Source organism: Corallococcus exiguus (assembly GCF_009909105.1).
In the GTDB taxonomy this organism is placed as follows: Bacteria; Myxococcota; Myxococcia; order Myxococcales; family Myxococcaceae; genus Corallococcus; species Corallococcus exiguus.
Window position 1 is genome coordinate 1,038,954 of record NZ_JAAAPK010000002.1, and the last position, 17,384, is coordinate 1,056,337.

Annotated in this window: 10 protein-coding genes; all 10 read right to left on the reverse strand. The window is 70.3% G+C overall.

From position 1 onward, the window contains the following. Positions 1-23: 23 nt before the first annotated feature. A complete protein-coding gene (locus tag GTZ93_RS10600) occupies positions 24-1,301 on the reverse strand; it encodes a hypothetical protein (RefSeq protein WP_139915679.1) in 1,278 nt (425 codons plus the stop codon). Between the two features lie 55 nt (positions 1,302-1,356). Beyond that, a complete protein-coding gene (gene mxcH, locus GTZ93_RS10605) occupies positions 1,357-3,891 on the reverse strand; it encodes a TonB-dependent siderophore myxochelin receptor MxcH (RefSeq protein WP_261778198.1) in 2,535 nt (844 codons plus the stop codon). A gap of 112 nt (positions 3,892-4,003) precedes the next feature. Further along, positions 4,004-5,284, reverse strand: coding sequence for a 3-deoxy-7-phosphoheptulonate synthase class II (locus GTZ93_RS10610; RefSeq protein ID WP_139920845.1), 1,281 nt, complete (start codon positions 5,282-5,284; stop codon positions 4,004-4,006). Further along, positions 5,281-9,669, reverse strand: a complete 4,389-nt coding sequence (mxcG, locus tag GTZ93_RS10615; protein WP_139920846.1) for a myxochelin non-ribosomal peptide synthetase MxcG — start codon at positions 9,667-9,669, stop codon at positions 5,281-5,283. Before mxcG ends, GTZ93_RS10610 begins: the two co-directional genes overlap by 4 nt. A gap of 43 nt (positions 9,670-9,712) precedes the next feature. Continuing rightward, a complete protein-coding gene (locus tag GTZ93_RS10620) occupies positions 9,713-10,618 on the reverse strand; it encodes an isochorismatase family protein (protein WP_139920848.1) in 906 nt (301 codons plus the stop codon). Between the two features lie 14 nt (positions 10,619-10,632). After that, positions 10,633-12,267: a (2,3-dihydroxybenzoyl)adenylate synthase gene (locus tag GTZ93_RS10625; protein ID WP_139920850.1), complete on the reverse strand. Its 1,635-nt coding sequence runs from the start codon at positions 12,265-12,267 to the stop codon at positions 10,633-10,635. Then, complete coding sequence (gene dhbC, locus GTZ93_RS10630) at positions 12,264-13,553, reverse strand: isochorismate synthase DhbC (RefSeq protein WP_139920852.1); 1,290 nt, start codon at positions 13,551-13,553, stop codon at positions 12,264-12,266. Before dhbC ends, GTZ93_RS10625 begins: the two co-directional genes overlap by 4 nt. A gap of 87 nt (positions 13,554-13,640) precedes the next feature. Beyond that, the gene (locus tag GTZ93_RS10635) at positions 13,641-14,414 is read right to left on the reverse strand and encodes a 2,3-dihydro-2,3-dihydroxybenzoate dehydrogenase (RefSeq protein WP_139920854.1); all 774 of its coding nucleotides are present in this window, start codon (positions 14,412-14,414) and stop codon (positions 13,641-13,643) included. A gap of 155 nt (positions 14,415-14,569) precedes the next feature. Next, a complete protein-coding gene (mxcL, locus tag GTZ93_RS10640; RefSeq protein WP_139920856.1) occupies positions 14,570-15,850 on the reverse strand; it encodes a myxochelin B biosynthesis transaminase MxcL in 1,281 nt (426 codons plus the stop codon). Positions 15,851-15,881: 31 nt separating this feature from the next. Beyond that, positions 15,882-17,105: a myxochelin export MFS transporter MxcK gene (gene mxcK, locus GTZ93_RS10645; protein ID WP_139920858.1), complete on the reverse strand. Its 1,224-nt coding sequence runs from the start codon at positions 17,103-17,105 to the stop codon at positions 15,882-15,884. Between the last annotated feature and the right edge of the window lie 279 nt (positions 17,106-17,384).

Here is a 17,384-nt window from a genome sequence, read left to right on the forward strand (position 1 = left end):
GGGGCCGGATGTTTCAGGAACGACTAGCGCAGCTGCAGGAAGGAGAACGACAGGCCCTGGTGCGTCGCCACCAAGTTGCCGGTCAGGTCCGACAGCTCGCGGTAGTTCGTGGTGCCGCTGTTGTTGGTGAACTCGCTGAACACCGTGCGGCCGTTCATCTCGTACAGGAACGAGCTGCCCGTGCTGGCCGGCAGCGTGTCCACGAGCGTCGCGTTGGTGCCGGCGGCCGGGTCGATCTTCCACCACTTCCAGGCCACGGCGCTCGCGAGGACGCGCGCGTTCGTGTCCACCGCGACCGGGTAGACGGTCTCATCCAGCACGCGCAGGTAGCCCGTGCCGTTGGGGCCCGCGAGCAGCGAACCGGTGGCGCCGCCGTTCGTCAGCGTGCCCAGGTCCTTGAAGTAGGTCGCGTCGTAGGTGTTCGTCGCCGGGTCGAACTTCAGCATGCAGGGGGTGGGCACGCTGGAGTTGGTGCCGGACACGCGCTTCTCCGCGGCGCCGTACGCCTCCGTCGCCAGGTAGACCTTGTTGTCCGTGCCCACGATGCCGTCGCGCACGTAGCCGCAGCGATCATCCTTCACCAGCACCGCGCTGTCGTTCGCCGTGTCCACCACGATGATGCCCGCCTGCTTGGTGACGGCGGCGCCCGCGCGCCAGCCCACCGGCATCAGCACCTTGGTGCCCACGCGGATCGGGTTGGAGGCGAAGGTCGTCGAGCTACCGGCGATGGTCAGCTCTGGCAGGGAGATGCTGTTCGTCAGCGTCATGTCCTTCGGGTTCCAGATGATGACCTGCGAGTTGCGGCCGTCGAAGTAGTAGGCCTTGGTCTCGGAGGCGAACTGGAACTGGTTCTGGTACTCGCCGATGGTGGTGACGCCCTTGCCCGCGAAGGTGACCTCACCGGCCTTCTCCAGCGTGTTGCTGGCCGTCAGGTTGTAGCGGGTGACGGTGGCGCCGGCGCTGCTGGAGACGAAGATGGCGCCCGACTTCGTGATGCCGGAGCCCAGCGCGCGGCCGTTGATCTGCGTGGCATTGGCGGTGGACAGCGGCGTGGCCGGATCCAACGTCTCCGTCAGGATGACGTAGCTCTGGGGGTTGCCCTCGACGCTGACCTGCGCGACGAACGCGTACATCGGCGGAGTCGTCGTGCCCGCATCGGTGCCCGCGTCGGTGCCGGCGTCGGTGTTGGTGCCCGAGTCCGGCGTGTTGTCGTCGTCGTCGTTGCAGGCGGCCGCCGTGAAGGCGAGGGAGAGCGCCAGCAGCAGGCGCGCGGAGGTGCGGAGGAAGGGTGAAGGCGTCAAAGGACTTCCCTTTCAAGTGGGGTGGAGGTGCGGCGAAAAACAGGAACGCGATGGTTCAGCGCTCCAGCGTGAACTTGGCGGCGATGAGCCGCCCGGGGCGCTGGACCCCGTAGAAGTCGTAGGTCTGGGCGTTGGTGATGTTCTGGAAGTCCAACGTCCAGCTCAGCCGGGTCGACATGTCGCGGATGACGTAGGTGAGCGCCAGCCCGTGCGTGAGCTGTGAATCGATGCCCAGCTTGTCGGCGTTGCCCAGCGCCTCCCAGGAGAGGAGGAAGTCGTCCACGTAGCGCGTGCGCCACGTGACGAGCAGCTCGTCCTGGAACTTGAGCAGGCCGGACACGCGGACCTGCGCGCTGCCGTTGGCCGTCAGGTAGGGACGGTTGGGGATGCGCTGGTCCTTGAACTCGGCGTAGTTGCCCTCGCCGGAGGTGTTGCGCAGATCCTGGTACGTGGCGTTGCCGTCCAGGCTCAGGTAGCGGCCCGGAGACGTCCACCCCAGGGAGCCCATCGCGCCCAGCGCTCGGGAACCGTAGACGTTCTGGTAGGTGAAGTAGCTGCCCTGGCCAATCAGGATGATGAGCTGATCCGTCAGCCGGGCAAAGCCGTTCACGTTGGCGCGGAAGCTGCCGGCGCGGCCTTCCTGGGACGCGTAGCCCAGACCCAGGTTGAAGTTGTGACTGGTCTCCGGCCGGAGCTCCAGGTTGTCGACGATGAGGTTCCCGTCGCCGAAGATTTCATCCGGGCGCGGCAGCCGCGTGGCCCACTCGTAGGAGGCCTTGGCGCCAAGCTCGGGGGTGATGCGGAAGCGCAGGCTGTCACCCAGGCCGAACTCGTGCGCGGTGCGGCCCAGGTCCATGAACTCCGCGCTGGCCAGCAGCTTCTGCGCGCGCACGTCCTGGAGGTAGTCCTTCACGAAGGCGATGTTCTGCAGCCGCCCGTCAATGGCATCGAGCTGGTACTCCAGGCCCGACACCAGGGACGTGGCGCCGCGGGGCGCTGTGAGTGGATCCGGCTGGTTGTTCGCCTGGAGCCGGCGGTCCTCGCCGGAGCGCGCCACGAAGGTAGGCGACACCGCGAGCCGCAGCGTGTGCGCGCCACCGGGCACGGGTGTCCAGGCGGCGTTGAGCCGCGCGAACGCGGTGTGCTGGTTGACGTAGCGCTCCGTGCCGCCTTCGCTGATCTCCCCCGGCTGGGGCAGGGTGAGGAAGCAGCGGCCATACCAGTCGTAGGCGCACGAGCCGATGTCCAGGAACCGGTTGCGGCGGAACGTGTACCCGCCCACCGCGTCCACGCTCACGCCCGGGTCGTGGTTCTGCGCGTAGCGCAGCGTGGCGCCCGCGGAGCCGTCCGCGGTGGTCACCTCGCCGTAGGCGGCCTCCATGTTGACGTCGTTCTGGATGTCGCGGCCGGCGGCGTTGATGAAGCCGCGCATGAGCAGGCGCCGCGCCCAGGGCTTGTCCACGAAGCCCGCCTCGACGCTGGCCCCGCCCGCGCGGTAGCCGTCGTGGAAGCGCCGCACCTCCACGGGCACGGGCTTGCCCAGGTCGTTGGGCACCTCCACGCTGACGGGGTAGTCGTTGCGCGCGTCGTCGTAGAAGCCGTGCGCGCGCACCAGCAGGCCGGTGGACTCCTGGTAGTGACGGCCGCTCGCGGTGAAGCGGTGGATGTTGAAGGAGGCCAGCTCGTAGGAACCCGCCACGGCGGAGCCGCGCACGTCCTGGTCGGTGACGAGCTCCACGGCGCCGCCCAGCACGTCCGCGCCGAAGCGGATGGGCACCACGCCCGTGTAGACCTCCATCTGCTGCACCAGGTTCACCGGCACGTTCGCCAGGCCCGGGCCGTAGCCCGCGAACTCCAGCGGGACGCCGTCGATGAAGAAGCGCACCTGATCATCCGACAGGCCCGCGATGGAGATGCGCGCGGTGCTGCCCAGGCCGCCGGTGCGGCGCACGTCCACGCCCTCCGTGCGCGCCAGCGCGGTGCCCAGGTCGGCGGACTCCATGCTGGCCTGCTCCAACTCGATGACCTGCACGGCCTCCGCGGACTTGCGGCGGCGCTCGGCGCGCGTCTCGCCCACGGCGGTGACCTCGACGTCCTCCTCGTACTCTGCCGGGGCTTCGTCCTGGGACGCCGCGGTCTTCGGGGCGCTGGACAGGGCGGGCGGGGGCGTGGCGGCCACGGCCTTGGAGCGGCCGGGCAGCTGGAAGACGTAGGTGTACGTGACGCGCGCGGGGGCAGGGACGCCGTTGCGCTTCGCGGGCGTGAAGCGGAACTGGAGCGCGGCGGTGCGCGCGGCTTCATCGAAGCCGTGGCCCACGGGCTCCATCACCTCCGCCTGCGTCACCACGCCCTGCGTGTCCACGCGCAGCCGCAGGCGGACGTTCGCTTCCAGCTGCGCGCGCTCCGCCTCCGCAGGGTAGGGCGCCTCCACGGTGTGGAGCAGCTTCGGCAGCTCGATGACCTGCTCCGCTGGAGCGGCCGCGGGAGCTGCTTCGGATGCCGTGGGCGCGGCCGCCGGATCCTCCGCCTGCGTCGTGCCCGCGTGAGCCAGGCCACCGAAACAAATAGAAGACAGCAGTGCCGCGCCCAACTGGGACCGCCACCTGCGCTTCGCCTCGATCGCGATTATGAAAATGGTTATCATTTTCAATGGCGCGACGTTTAGCCGCACGAAGTCTGAGCTGTCAAGGCTGCATGGCAATTCACGCAGCGCGGTCTTGAGGGGTGAGCACCGTGGTGTGAAGGCCGTCCGCGACGCGGAACGCGAGCTGGAGCGACTGGTCCGCGTTGAGCCGCGGATCGCAGTGCGTGTGGTAGCGGTCGGAGAGGTCGTCCTCGGACACGTCCAGCGGGCCGCCCAGGCACTCGGTGACGTCCTGGCCGGTCATCTCCAGGTGGATGCCTCCGGGGTGCACGCCCTCGGCGGCGGCGACCTGGAGGAAGCCCATCACCTCCGCGAGGATCCGCTCCAGCGAGCGCGTCTTGTAGCCGTTGCTGGCCTTGTGCGTGTTGCCGTGCATCGGGTCGATGGACCAGACCACGGGGCTGCCATGGCGGCGGGTGGCGGCCATCAGCCGGGGCAGGCGCGCGGCGACCTGATCCGAGCCGAAGCGGCCAATGAGCGTGAGCTTGCCCGGGATGCCCTGGGGGTTGAGCGTGTCGATGATGCGGACCAGGTCGTCCGGCTCAAGCGTGGGGCCGCACTTGATCCCGATGGGGTTCTGGATGCCGCGCATGAACTCCACGTGGCCGCCGTCCAGCTGGCGGGTGCGCTCGCCAATCCAGAGCATGTGCGCGGACGTGTCGTACCAGCCGCCCGTGGCCTCATCGACGCGCGTCATGGCCTGCTCGACGTTGAGGAGCAGGGCCTCGTGGCTGGTGAAGAAGTCCACCGGGCGCACGGCGCCTTCGGACTCCGGCCGGTGACCCAGAAGGCGGGTCAGGTCCGTGTAGCCTTCGCGCGCGAAGGCCCGCACCAACTGCATCGTCTCCGCGGACTGGTGGTACGCGCGCAGCAGGCGCTGGGGATCCGGCGTCCGCTCGCGGGCGTCGAAGTCCATGCCGTTGATGATGTCGCCGCGGTAGCTGGGCAGCGTGACGCCGTTGAGGGTCTCCGTGGCGCTGGAGCGCGGCTTGGCGAACTGGCCCGCGATGCGGCCCACCTTCACCACCGGGCAGCCGCCCGCGAAGGTGAGCACGCCCGCCATCTGGAGCAGGAGCTGGAAGGTGCTGCGCACGTTCTCCGCGGAGAACTCCTTGAAGCTCTCCGCGCAGTCGCCGCCCTGAAGCAGGAAGGCCTTGCCCTCGGCCACCTGGCCCAGGGCTTCGCACAGGCGGCGGGTCTCTTCGGCGTGCACCAGCGGCGGCAGGCGCGCCAGCTCCGCCTCCACGCGCGCGAGCATGGAGAGGTCGGGGTAGTCGTCGGGGATGTAGCGGACCGGCTTCGCCCGCCAGGAGGAGGGGGACCAGGAGGTATTCGTCACGGGAGCGCCGTCACTTTCGGGGGCAGGATTCCCTGCGCGACGCAGGAGTCGAGGTAGCGATAGAGGAGGTCGCGGTCGGTGGGAGGGCAGCGGACGTCGGTTCCCTCCAGCGCGGCCAGCAGCCGTTCACAGCGGATGGGGCCCAGGCCAAAGGCCGGGGTGGAGTCCCCGCTGCGCAAATCAAAGAATGCGAGTGTGGCGTCGTGGCCGCCGGAGCCCTTCGCGACGCGGTCGCGCCACTCCGGCACGTGACACAAGTCCAGCGGGTAGCCGTAGTCGCGCACCCAGCCGAAGAGCTCGGACAGGCGCACCTCCTCGGCGGGCGTGACGTTGAACACCGCGCCCGGATGCGACGCACGCGAGAGTTGGACGATGGCGCTGGCCACGAAGTCCACCGGCGTCCAGACCTCGCCCACGTCCAACAGCGGCAGGGCGCGGACGGGCAGGCCGGCGAGCACGATGCGCCACACCAGGTCCTGCGTGTTGACGAGCGCGGTGTCCGGAGCGCCCACCACGCGGCCCAGGCGGTACACCGTCGCGGGCAGGCCGCGCTCGGACGCCTGTTGCACCAGCCGCTCCGCGATCCACTTGCTTTGCTGGTAGCCGTCGCGAAGCCCGGGGTGCGATGGGACGAAGGCCTCCGGCACGTCCGGGGACAGGTTCGCCTGGGGCGCCACCGCCAGCGTGGACACGTAGTGGAAGGGCTTGGGGCGGACGGCGGCGGCCAGCTTGAGCAGCTCGCGCGTGCCGCGCACGTTGACGCCCTGGAGGCTGCCGTACTCGCGCACCACGCTGACGACGGCGGCGTTGTGGATGACGGCGTCGCACTCGGCGGCGAGTCCGTGGAAGCGCGTGGCGTCCAGGCCCATCAGCGGCAGCGAGAGGTCCGCCGGCAGCGCGAGCACCCGCGTCTCCAGTCCAGCAACAGGCAGCTTCTGGCCGGTCAGCGCCGAGCGCAGCCGGTCCATGGCCTGCGCCTCGTCCTTGGCGCGCACGGGGCAGATGATCCGCGCGTCCGTCCGGGCCAGGAGTTGGTGGAGCAGGTGCGCGCCGACGAAGCCGGTGGCGCCCGTGAGGAGGACCTGACGGAAGCCCTGGCCCCGGCGCGGCAGCTCGCGCGCCCAGGCCTCTCCCGTCGAGGAAGGGACGACGTCCTCTCCCAGCTCCGCGTCCGCGAGCATCGCGGGCGTGAGACCGCCAGCTTCGGCACCGCCCGTGCTTCCGCCCTGGAGCGCTTGCGCGAGGCCGGACACGGTAGGGTGCTTGAAGACGGTGGCCACGGGCACGTCGCGGCCCACCGCGATGCCCAGGCGGTTGGCCACCTGGATGCTCTGGAGGGACTGGCCGCCCAGTTCGAAGAAGTCATCCTGGAGCGACGTGGCGGCGCGGCCCAGCACCTGCTCCCAGACCTCCAGCACCGTGCGCTCCATGGGCGTCGCGGAGGCGAGCAGCGCGGCGCTCTCATCCGCGGGCATCGCGTTCTGGAGTGCCTTGCGGTCGATCTTCCCGGTGCTGGTTCGGGGCAGCCGCTCCGCGAAGGCGAAGGCGCCGGGCACCATGGGGGCGGGCAGCGCCGTGAGCAGGTGCTTGCGCAGCTCCGCGGGCGAGGGCTCCGGCGAGGCCACTAGGTGCGCGCACAGCCGGCGGGACCCGCCCGGCAGCATCTGTCCGACGACGGCGGCCTCCCGGATGCCGGGGTACTTCAGCAACACGGTTTCGACTTCGCCCGGGTCGATGCGGTGGCCGCTGATCTTGAACTCGTCGTCCACGCGGCCCACGAACACCAGCTGGCCGTCCTCGCGCACACGCACCTTGTCGCCGGTGCGGTAGGCACGGGGCGTTCCCTCCACCGCGTCCAGGCGGGTGAAGCGGGCGGCGTCCAGCTCCGGGCGGCCCAGGTAGCCGCGAGCGAGCGCGCCGCCCATCAGGCACAGCTCGCCCTCCTTGCCGGGGGCGGCCAGACGTCCCTGTGGGGTGACGACCGCCGCGACGACGCCGGGCAGCGGGCGGCCGATGGGGACCTCGTCACCGGAAGGCAGTGCGTCCGGCCCCGCGAGTTCGGCGACGGTGGCGACGACGGTGGCCTCGGTGGGGCCGTAGGTGTTGAGCAGGTGAACGCGGTCGCCCGCGACGTCCTTCCAGCGGGCGATGCGCTCCGGCAGCGCCGCCTCACCGCCGATGATGACGGTGCGAAGCGCGTCGGGCAGCCGGGCGGCGCCAGTAGACAGGCTGTAGGCCAGCTCGTGCCAGAAGGCGGTGGGCAGGTCGAGCAGGGTGATGCCGGCTTCGGCGCAGGCCTCCATGAGGCGCGGCACCGACTGGAGCATCTCGTCCGTGCGCAGCACCAGCCGTCCGCCCGCGCACAGCGTGACGAAGATCTCCTCCACGCTGGCGTCGAAGTGGAGCGGGGCGAACTGGAGGACGCGGTCCTCGGGGCCGACGCTGTAGCGCTGCGTCGCGCCCGCGACGAAGTGGGCCAGGGCCCCGTGCGTGATCTGCACGCCGTTGGGCTGGCCCGTGGAGCCGGACGTGTAGATGACGTAAGCGAGCTGCGCCTCAGCGCTCGACGCGGGCTCCGCATCGCGTGCGTCCGGCTGCTGGGCAGCGGGCACTCCTCGCGGGATGGCGTGCGCCGTCGAATCCAGCGCCGAGGTGTCGGCCTGCTCCAGCCGCTTCACGACGAGCACACCCGGCGCGGTCGGATCCGTGTCGGGCGAGGGGCGCTCGGACACCACCATCACGGCGGGTCGCGCGTCCTGGAGGATGGCCGCGTTGCGAGTGGCCGGGCCGGTCGGATCAATGGGCAGGTAGCCCGCGCCCGCGAACAAGATGCCCAGGCTGGAGACGATGGCGTCGATGCCCCGGGGCACCTTTACCGCCACCGCCGTGTCGGGCCGCACGCCCGCTTCGGTCAGGCGCGAGGCCAGGGCCTGCGACGCCGTCACCAGCTCGCGGTAGGTCATCCGCCAGCGGCCGTGCTCCAGCGCGACCGCGTCCGGACGGACATCAGCTTGGGCCTTCAGCAGCTCCAGCACCGGGCGCACCGGAGGCACCGGGCCGCCATCCAGCACGGAGCCGACCCCGCCCGACGCGGAACGCCGCACCGGCTGCTCAGGCTGCGCGAGCAACGACTCCAGCAGCAGGAGGAACCCGCGCTGGTGCTCCTCGAGCGAGGCCTCCGTGTAGCAGGCGGGGTTCGCGTCCAGGTCCACACGCAGGGCCGTTCCACCCGACCGCGCATGGAAGCCGAAGGACAGGTCCTCCACCGGACCCGCGGAGATGTTGTGCGCCGTCCCCGGCACGCCGGCGAAGTCCAGGGCGTAGTCGAACGGCATGATGTTGACGACGGGACCGAACAGCTTGCGCTGGCCACCCACGAGGCGCAGGTCGCGCCGCAGTTGTTCGTAGCGGTAGCGCAGGTGCGGACGCGAAGCCTTCATCTCCGCGGCCACGTCGCGGGCCAGCGCGTACAGCCCCGCGTCCGGCCGCACGGCGATGCGCAGCGGGACGATGTTCATGGCCATGCACGGCACGCGCAGAGACGCCGAACCCAGGCGGCCCATCACCGGCAGGCCCAGCACGGCCTCCGGCGCGCCCGTGCGCTGGTGCAGGTAGATGGCCGTCACGGCCAACACCACGTCGGACCAGCTCACGCCCGCCTGCTTCGCGCCCGCCTGCAGCGCCGTCATCAGCTCCGGCCGCAGGAATTCCGAGCGCCGCAGGAAGCGCGACGACATGGGCGCCGCCTCCGCGAGCAACGGGGGCACCGGCGCGTCCTCGAAGCGCTTCACCCAGAAGTCGCGGTCCTTCTGGAGCTGGGCGCCGCTCCGGTACGCGACGTCCTCATCCAGCACGGGGCCCAGCCGGCTGAACCCCGCCGGCACGGCCTTGCCCGTCACTTCCGCCGTGTAGAGCTCCGCCACCCGCCGGGCGAGCAGCGAAAAGCCATAGCCATCCATGGCGATGTGGTGGATGCGCTGGAACCAGAAGGAGCGCTCCGGCCCCACGGTGAGCAGCGCCTGCGCGAACAGCGGACCCGTGCCCAGGTCCACCGTGCGGCCCAGGTCCTTCCACATCCACTCCTGCGCGGCGGCCCAGGGATCGGCCTCGCCGCTCAGGTCCACGTGCTGGAGCGTCCAGTCCGTCCCCGCGTCGATGCGCTGGGCCGGGCCTTCCGCACCCGCGACGAAGCGCGAGTGCAGCGCGTCCGCGTCCGCCACCGCCTTGCGCAGGGCGGACTCGAAGCGCACGGGATCCACTGCGCCACGGAATTCAATGCACTCCCCCGCGTTGTAGACGGGGCTCTTCAGGTCGAGCTGTTGCCCCACCCAGATGCCGTGCTGGGCCGCGGTCAGCGGGCGGTTGTCCTGGGATGGGGGAAGCATGACGGGGAACTCCGAGGGGGAAGGGTGCCGCCCCGAGGGCGGGTTATGAGGCGCGAGCGCCGGAGGCCATCGCGACAGGCTGCTTCGCGGCGAGCAGCGCGTACCAGTCGGTGAGCGTGGGCTTCTCCGCGAGCTCCACGAAGGACACCTCCGTGCCGCCCTGCCGCCAGCGCTCCACCAGGCTCATCAGGCGGATGGAATCCATGCCGCGCTCGAGCAGGTTTTCGTCCTCGCCAATCGCGGACGCGGACTCCATCAGCAGCTCCGCCACGTCCGCGCGAAGCTGCTCGCGGTCCACCGCCGCGCCAGCGGCCTGCACCGGCATCGCGTCCATGAGCTGCTGCGTGGTGGTGACGAACGCCACCAGCTTCGAGGCGTACTCCAGCGCCATCTGGTGCTTCTCCAGCGAGAAGTCCGCCACCGCGTCCGCGACGAGGAAGGGACGGATTTCGCTCATGGAGCCGTCGCTGGCCGTCTGCAGGCAGCCGATGTGCGCGTAGATGCCGCAGATGATGAGCTGATCGCGCCCCTGCTCGCGCATCAGGTCCATCAGGCGCGTGTTGCGGAACGCGCTGTAGCGCCACTTGGTGAGGACGGTGTCGTCCTGCGCCGGGGTGAGCTCGTCGATGATCTGCTGCTTCGGGCCGGCGCGGACGCCGGGGCCCCAGAACTCCAGCTGGAGGCCGCGCTGCTCCGCCGTCTGGTCTCCCGGCTGCGCGGAGTAGACGATGGGGATGCCCAGCTTCACCGCGTGCTCACGCAGGCGCTGGATGTTGGCCACCAGCTCCGTCACCGGGGACTGCCCCTGCGTGAAGGCGTCCACGAAGTAGCGCTGCATGTCGTGGATGAGCAGGACGCAGCGCTTGGGCTCGGGCGTCCAGGCAAGCTTGTTCTGGGGCAGCTCCGTCGCGCCGGGCATGGAATAGGGGGCAATGGCAGGCAGTGCCATGAAGGGCTCCTGTTTCAGGGAGAAGGAGTGGAGAGGGACTGGCGCAGGCTGTCGCGAAGCGCCTTCTTGCTGACCTTGCCGACGCCCGTCTGCGGGAAGGCCGCGACGAACTCGATGCGGTCGGGGATCTTGAACGACGCCAGGCCACGCTGGCGCAGGAAGGCGTTGAGCGCGGAGGGGGCGGGGGCCTCGCCGCGGGGGATGACGACGGCGCAGGTGCGCTCGCCCAGGAACTTGTCCGGGATGGCCACCACCGCCACGTCGCTGACGGAAGGGTGCGCGAGCAGGTGGTTCTCCACCTCCTCCGCCGCGACCTTGTCGCCGCCCCGATTGATCTGATCCTTCGCGCGGCCCTCCACCACCAGGTAACCCTCCGGCGTCAGGCGCACCAGGTCGCCCGTGCGGTAGAAGCCGTCCGTGGTGAAGGCCTTGGTGTTGTGCGCTTCCGCCTTGTAGTAGCCGCGGATGGTGTACGGCCCGCGCGTGAGCAGGTGCCCCGTCTCACCGGGCGCCACCGGCACGTCGTCGTCGTCCACCACGCGCAGCTCGTCCGCTTCCGACATGGGGCGGCCCTGCGTGGTGACGATGAGCGTCTCCGGGTCGTCCAGCCGCGTGTAGTTCACCAGTCCCTCGGCCATGCCGAAGACCTGCTGGAGCCCGCAGCCCAGCGTGGGGCGCACGCGCGCGGCGGCCTCGTCGCTCAGCCGGGCGCCGCCCACCTGGAGGACCTTCAGGCTGGACAGGTCGTGCTTCTTCGCCAGCGTCGAGTCCAGCCACACCATGGTCAGCGGAGGCACCAGCGCGGTGACGGTGACGCGCTCACGCTCGATGAGCGGGAAGGCCACGTCCGGGCTGGGGTTGAGCGCCATCACCGCCGTGCCGCCCACCTGGAACGTGCCCAGCACGCCGGGCGAGGACATGGGGAAGTTGTGCGCCGCGGGCAGCGCGCACAGGTACACCGTCTCAGAGGTGAACTGGCACACGTCCACGCTGGCGCGCAGGCTGTAGATGTAGTCGTCGTGCGTGCGCGGGATGAGCTTGGGCACGCCGGTGCTGCCGCCGGACAGCTGGAAGAACGCCACGTCGGACGGCGACGGGCCCTCCATCGTCACGGGCTCCGAGGGCACGGAGCCGAGCGCCGTATGCGCACCCGCGTCACCCAGCACCAGCACGTGCTTCAACGTGGGCGTGGCGGCCTTCACCTGCTCCGCGAGCCCCCGGTAGTCGAAGCCACCGAAGCGCTCCGGGATGACGTACGCGACAGCTTCCGTGAAGGCGCAGAAGTAGCCGATCTCCGAAGCGCGGTGCGCCGGCAGCGCGAACACCGGCAGCGCGCCCATGCGGAACAGCGCGAAGATGACCTCGTAGAACTCCGGCACGTTCGGCAGCTGCACCACCACGCGGTCGCGCGCACGGATGCCCAGGGCGTGGAAGCCCGAGGCCATGCGGTCCACGCGCCCGTCCAGCTCCGCGTACGTCCAGCGGTGCGTGCCGCCCACCAGCGCCACGCGCGACCCGAAGTCCCGGGCGCGGTCGCGCAGGAGCTGACCGAAGGTCTCCCCACGCCAGTAACCGGCCTCGCGGTAGCGCTGGGCGAAGTCCTCCGGCCACGTGGGGCAGCCGGGCAGGTGTTCCCGCGCGGTGCTCACGGCTGCACCTCGAGGCCCAGGCCCATGGCCTGGAGCATGGTGCGGAACTTGGCCTCGGTCTCCGCGAGCTCCGCCTCCGGCGTGGAGCCCACGACGATGCCCGCGCCCGCGAACAGCCGCAGGGTGCGCTCGTCGGCCTCCGCGCAGCGGATGGTGACGGCCCACTGACCGTCGCCGTTCGCGTCGCACCAGCCGACGGTGCCCGTGAAGTAGCCGCGGTGGAACGGTTCGATGTTGCCAATGGCTTCGTGCGCCAGCGCCGTCGGGTGGCCGCACACCGCCGGGGTGGGGTGCATGGCCAGCGCCAGCGTCAGCGAGGTGATGGACGGATCCTTCAGCTCACCGGTGATGCGGCTGGACAGGTGCCACATCGTCTGGGTGCTCACGAGTGACGGGCCCTTGGGCACGTCCAGCGTCTTGCAGAAGGGCCGCAGCGCCTCCGCCACCGCGTCGATGACGACCGCGTGCTCGTGGAGGTCCTTGGGCGACGCCATCAGCCGTGTGGCCCGCGCCGTGTCCTCCACCGGATCCGGGCTGCGCGCGGCGGAGCCCGCCAGCGGATTGGCCAGGACCTGGAGGCCGGAGCGCGCCACCAGCAGCTCCGGGCTCGCGCCGATGAGCGTGCGCCGTCCCGCGCCAGGGGCCGCGTCCGCGTGCTGCGGCAGGTCCACCGCGAAGGTGTACCCATGCGGGTTGCGCCGGGCCAGGTTGTGCAAGAGCTGCCGCAGGTCCACCGGCGCCGCCGTGTCCACGTGCAGGGAGCGCGACAGCACCACCTTGCGCAGCGGGCCCTCCTGCATGAGCTTCAGCGCCGCCGCCACGCCGTCCTTGTACGCGGAGGGCTCCGGCACGGGCCGCAGCGTGTACTGACCGGCCAGGGGAGACCGGGCCGCAGCGGCCGCGTCGAACACCATGGGCCCCGCGCGCTGGAGGGTCATGGGCACCACCAGGTGCGCGGCCACCTTGCCGTCGAAGGGCACCGCGCCCACCGCCACCGGGATGTCATGCGCCGCGTCCCGCGAGGCGTTGAGCACCGAGGCCACGCGCTCCGGCAGGCCGTCCAGCGAGTTCGCCCCGCCCGCGTCCGGCACCGTGGCGAACACGCCGCGCGCCAGCATGGTGCGCTTGGGGGACGCGAAGAAGAACCCGCCCGCGTCGTAGTCGCGCAGCAGCCGAGCCGCCAGCGCCTCCTGCTCCGGCTCCCGCGCCACGGCCGGCGCGCCCACCACGCCGTCCACCGTCCGCGCGTCCGTCTGCCGTTCAACGATTTTGGTATCAGGAATCATTCTCAACTCGGGGCGATTTGGGGGGACGGACCTGCGTCCATCCCGGGAGGAAAAGTCAGGGGGGAGGAGGCGAACGTCGCGGGCGCGCTACACGCCCAGCGTGGCGCCGCCGTCGATACACAAATCGTGCATCGTGATGTGTCGGGCCTGGTCGGACGCGAGGAACACCACGGCGTCCGCGATGTCGTCCGGCGTGGCGATGCGGCGCAGCGGGATGCCCGTGCGGTAGGTGTCCAGCGAGCCCTGGATGACGCGCGCGGGGCCGGACTCGTCCGTCCACATGCCCCGCTGCATGGCGGTGTCAGTGGAGCCGGGGGAGACGACGTTGCAGCGGATGCCGTGCTCAGCCAGCTCCAACCCCAGGCACTTGGTGAACATGGTGGAGGCGGCCTTGGACGCCGCGTAGGCCGCCATCTGCATGCGCGGCACGCCCGCGGCGTTGGAGCCCACCGTCACGATGGCGCCGGAGCGGCGGGGCACCATGTGCCGGGCCACCGCGCGCGAGACATGGAACACGCCGTGGGTGTTGACGGCGAAGGTGGTCATCCAGTCCGCGTCGCTCTGCGTGAGCACGGACCCCATGCGCAGGATGCCCGCCACGTTGGCCAGCACCTGGATGGGGCCCAGCTTGGAGTCGATGGACGCGATGGCATCCTCGATGCCGTCCTTGTCGCGCACGTCCACCGGGAACGCGGTGGCCTTCAGTCCCTGCTGGCGCAGCTCGGCCACCAGCAGCTCCAATCCCGCGGCGTTCTGGTCGAACACCGCGACGGGCATCGTGCGCGCCAGCTTGCGCGCCACCGCCGCGCCAATGCCTTGCGCCGCGCCCGTCACCACCGCGTGTCCCGTCGTCGAAGCCATCCGCCGCTCGCCTGGATTTTTTGAATGAAAATAAGAACCATTCTCATCTTCAGGGCCGGGAAGTGCCATGGCCACGAATTCCTGTCAAGGTGGCTGAGGCAGGGAACCGCCCGACGTCTGGCTTCACGGGCGGTGGTTGAGCGATTGTTTCAGTCTCAGGCGGCGCTGGCCCTGGCGGCGGCCGTCTCGCGGAGCACCTCTCCGGCGGCGGCGATGGTGTGTTCAATCTGCTCCGCGGTATGCACGGCGCTGATGAAGTTCAGGTCGCGGCGGAGGATGACGCCCCGGCGAGCCATGCCGGCCTGGAAGGGGATCATCTTCTCGATGTGCTCGGGGATGACCTTGCTGAAGCGGAAGAATGGCACGGCGTAGTAGCCGATGACTTCCAGACTGGAGCCCGTCTCACGCGCGTGGGCGTTGACGCCGTCACGCAGGCGGCGGCCCAGGTTGGCGATGTGCTCCACGTAGTTCGTGGTGCGGTATTCCTTGATGACCGCCTCACACACGGCCAGTGAGAGCATCTCACCGCCGAAGGTGGTGGACACCTGGAGCTCACTCAGGCGCGACAGATACTTCTCCGGGCCCGCGATGGCGGACAGGGGCATGCCCGCGGCGATGCCCTTGGACAGCGTGACGAAGTCCGCCTGGATGTTGAAATACTGCTGCGCGCCGCCCAAAGCCAGACGGAAGCCGGTGACGACCTCGTCCAGGACGAACAGCACGCCGTGCTTCGCGCAGGTCTCCTTCACCTGGAGGAGGAACTCGCGGGTGACGGTGCGGTTGTACGGGATGGCCAGCAGCACGCAGGCCAGCTGGGCGCCGTGCTTCTCGATGTGCTCGATGAGCGCGGGCTCGTCCGGGGGCGTGAAGAGGGGCAGGCGGGTGGTGAGCTTCGCGACCGTCGGGGGCACGCCCGGGGTGTCATACATGAAGTGGTCGTGCCAGCCGTTGTAGCCCACGGTGACGATGTGCTCGCGGCCGGTGAGGTGGCGCGACAGGCGCACGGCGGCGGAGGTGGCGTCCGCGCCCGTCTTGAAGAAGCGGGCCATCTCCGCGCCGGGAATCACTTCCACCAGCGCCTTCACGGAGGAGACCTCCACCGGCGTGGGCAGCGAGTGGATGATGCCTTCCGCCAGGTGCTTGCGGATCGTCTCCGCGACGGCCGGGTGGTTGTGGCCCAGCATGTTGGCGCCCAGCGCCTGGATGAAGTCGATGTACTCCTGGCCGTCCGCGTCCTCCACCAGGGCGCCGTTGCCCTTGGCGAGGAACACGGGGAAGGCGCCGGGGGCGAAGTGATCCGGCTTCTTCATCATCGTCTGCGTGACGCCGGGGACCCACTTGCGGGCCTCGGCGAGCAGCTGGTTGGAGCGCTCCAGCTTGAGCTCACCCACGATGGGGCGAGGCAGGGATGGGTGACGGGGTGCTGTCTGGGACATGGAAGGGTCCTGGTGAGGGGTGAAGAGGGATTCAGGGCGCGGGCGTCGCGTCCAGCCGCACGGCGCGGCCCACGAAGGTCCACAGCAGCCCGAGCGCGAGCGCGGAGATGGCCACGGCCAGCCAGCCCAGCTGCGCGAAGCCGATGAGCGTGCCGTCCGGCGAGGTGGTGAGCAGCAGTCCGCCCATCCACGCGGCGAGCCCGGAGGCCCCGTCGCTGGCGGCGATGTTGACCGCGAGGTAGCGGCCCCGGATGGACGGCGGCACCTGCGACGCGACCAGCGCCATGGTGGGGATGGCGCGGCCGGAGGTGAGCGTCATGAAGAGCACGAACACGACGGCCACCACCGGCAGCGGAGACGGAGGCAGGTGGGTGAAGAGCAGGTGCGGCGCCATGGTGGCGACCAGCAGCAACCCCAGCGCGCGAGCAGGGCCCATGCGGTCCGCCAACCGGCCAATCCAGCGCGAGCTCACGAAGGTGGCCGCTCCGCCCGCCAGGTACACCCAGGGCAGGTCCGTGAGGGACAGGCCCACGTTGCCCACCATGAAGGCGCCCAGATAGGGGATCAGCAGGAAGCTGGCGAACACCACGGTGAAGGTGAGGCCCCAGCCCATGGCCAGCCGGGGCGTGAAGCCCGCGGTGGCGGAGGCGCCGGACGCCTGGGACAGGTGTCCGTCCACGCGAGGCAGGAAGCGAAGGAGCAGCAGCCACACGAAGCCCGCGACCGCCGCGAGGACGATGAACGGCGCGCGCCAACCCCCGAGGTTCGCGAGGCCCAGGCCCAGCGGCACGCCCGCGACGGCGGACAGCGCGTAGGCCGTCATCACGGTGCCAATGGCCTGGCCCCGGCGCTCCGCGGGCACGGTGTCGCTGACGATGGCGATGACGACGGCGCCCATCAGCCCCGCGCAGCCTCCGGCGACGGTGCGAGCGATGAGCAGGCCCGTGGCCCCGGTGGCCGCGCCGCACAGGAGCGTGGCGATGATGAAGCCCGCGTAGAGCATCAGCAGCGTGCGCTTGCGCTCCTGGCGATCCAGCCAGAACACGCCGAGCACGCCCATGGCCGCGGACGCGAGTGTGTACGCGGACACCAGCGCTCCGAACCGCGTCGCCGACAGCGAGAGCCGCTGCATCAGCAACGGGCCCAGCGGCATCAGCATCATGAAGTCGACGACGTGGGTGAACTGCACCGCCGCGAGCAGCCACAGCAGCGTGCGCTCACGCGGGGCGGGGGATGGAGCACTCAAGACAATCACCTGAATCCAGACACACGTCGGCCATGGCCCGTCCCGGCAATGCCAGGCGAAGCTCGGCCGGGTCCGGGCGCGCTTCTCGCCGGACCGCCGTGTTTTTGTTACAGCTCAGCGAATGATAATGAGAATCATCCTCAGAAATCTTCCGGAGTCAATGGGAAAGCGGGTTCTGTGACGCAAACGTCTCTCCACGGCCTTGCGGTGTACGTCCGGCTTGACGGGCTGCAATGGGGGCGGAAGGGTCGGTATTGGAGCGCAGTCCATCCCCGTTCGTTCCGACCC